Annotated in this window: 2 protein-coding genes and 1 pseudogene; 1 reads left to right on the top strand and 2 read right to left on the bottom strand. The window is 68.6% G+C overall.

The window, feature by feature from the left end:
* Positions 1-67: 67 nt before the first annotated feature.
* Positions 68-145, top strand: a pseudogene (locus ABZ281_RS47675) (winged helix-turn-helix transcriptional regulator); the annotation flags it as partial.
* Between the two features lie 151 nt (positions 146-296).
* On the opposite strand, the gene ABZ281_RS47670 reads toward ABZ281_RS47675, so the two are convergent.
* Complete coding sequence (locus ABZ281_RS47670) at positions 297-872, bottom strand: hypothetical protein (RefSeq protein ID WP_356664906.1); 576 nt, start codon at positions 870-872, stop codon at positions 297-299.
* A gap of 522 nt (positions 873-1,394) precedes the next feature.
* The coding region (locus ABZ281_RS47665; RefSeq protein ID WP_356664904.1) for a hypothetical protein at positions 1,395-1,928 on the bottom strand (534 nt) is incomplete at its 5' end.

The raw sequence follows: 1,928 nt of genomic DNA, 5'->3' as shown, positions 1-1,928 counted from the left end.
ACCGCGCTGAGCATCCCGCGCGATCTGATCACCGACGTGCCGGACTGCCCGACGACTCAGGAGGACGGGCACCGCGATCGGGCTGTCGGCGACGGCGGTCAAGCGGCGGGTCGACCGGCTGCGCGAGACCGGTGTGATCACCGGGCCTCCGCCCCCACCGGGCTTGCCGGGCGTTCCGACGTCGACGCACACGTCCACGTCTGTGCAGTGGCCGGCGCCGCCCCCCGCGTGCGCGAGCCCGGCCGGCGTTAGGGCGGTCAGTACCGCAAGGACGCCCAGCACGCGGGCAGAACGGATCAGCAGCCCTTCGTGCGATCGGCTGTGATCTTCGTGACGAACCATGTGTCGCCCTCCAGCGTGGCTTGGGACGTGACGGGGTACTTCAGGCGCTGCTCCGCGAGCTTGAGCTCCTTGCCGGAGTCCTTGTAGACGGGCTTCCAGCTGGTCGCGTCGAAGCAGTCGGTGACCGTTGCGGTCTTGCCCTTGGTGTCGACGGCGGTGACCTGAGGCTTCATCTCAGGACGGCCGGTGAACTTGATGCCCATCGACTCGTTGCGCAGGACCGACTTCTTGAGGTCGGTGGCGGCATCGCCCCTGGCGTACTTGGCCAGTTCCTCGGTGTGCAGATCTCCGTCCGCGGCCATCTTGATCTGGACCTCGCGCATGTTCGTGTACGAGGCGAGGACCTTGTCCTTCGCTGCCTGGTCCGGATCGTTGGACGGCGTCGAGGAGGCAGTGGCGGAGGGCGAGGAAGCCGTCTTCTTGGGTGTGTTGGAGCCACAGCCGGCCAGAGCGCCGGCCGCGACGGTGCACGTGAGGACGGCACCTGCGAGTCGCAGGACATGGGTGCGGTGGTGGGTGGTCGAAGCCATCGGCAGATCCCCTTCAGGAGTCGGGTGCGGGCGCTGGCGCGCGCTCAGGGCGGACAAAACGCGGCGAGGAGAGTCCTCTACCGCGCTTGGTCGGCTCTGGAGGTGCACGCCAGGCCAGGACCCGGCGAGCCTACGGCCACGGCGCAGGGCCAGTGCCTGGCTCCCAGCCACGGCGGGGCCGTCGTGCCGTGGGTGAGCCACGGATGAAGAGGTGTCAGCGTGTGACGGGGGCCGCTTCGCACCGAAGCCTGGATGGCCGACTTGGTCATCCACCCGGCTCCCGACCGGAGGTCGGCCGGTCGTAGCAGTGATGCGGACCCGGTTGGCACGAGTCCAGTTTGTAGATGTCGCAACGCGATTTCCCCCTCGCGGTCACGGACGCCGCGTCTCCCACAACGTGATCAGTCCGAGCCTGATTCTGGCCAGAAAGATCAGGTGCAGCCAGGCCACGTTTTTTCCGGTAGCAGCACTTCCGGTATATGCCTCTGGCGCGGGCGGTTTGGAAACGCTGTGGCCAGAACCTCAGGGCTTGATCAGCAGGGCGGGCCCCGAGGGCCGCAGGGCATTCCGGGCCGTCTCCTGGTCGGTGCCCGTAATGGCGTTAAGTCGACGTTCCACGAACGGAGTGGAGGGGTGGTCCTTGCCGTAGACGGACTGCAGCAGCGCCAGGAGGGCCGTTCCGGTCCGGACGGCGTCGGGCGCGTTGGTGACGGTGAGCCAGGAGGCCGCGCCGTTGTGGGCCTGCCGCCGGATCTGGTGGTGCGTGGCATCCAGAAGGCGCTGCCAGGCCGCGGCGGTGTACACGGAGACCTCGGTGGCCATGGCGGGGTGTCCCGCGATCTGAGCGCAGAAGGCGACGAGCTCGAGGGCGTGGAGGGTGTAGTTGTGCAGGGGGCCGTGGCTCTCGGCGAGCTCGTCGCTGATGGTCCGGGCCGCCGTCAGGGCCTTTTCATGGTGGCCGGCGCGGAGGGTGTGGCGGAGGTCCTCGATGCGGGGGACGAGGAACTCGGGGACGGCGGCGGGGACCGGCAAGACGATGGCTGCGGGGCTCATGAA

The sequence above is a fragment of the Streptomyces sp. NPDC006265 genome (assembly GCF_040613555.1).
In the GTDB taxonomy this organism is placed as follows: Bacteria; Actinomycetota; Actinomycetes; order Streptomycetales; family Streptomycetaceae; genus Streptomyces.
The sequence above is the reverse complement of the archived record's forward strand: the minus strand, read 5'-3'. Positions and strand labels throughout refer to the sequence as shown.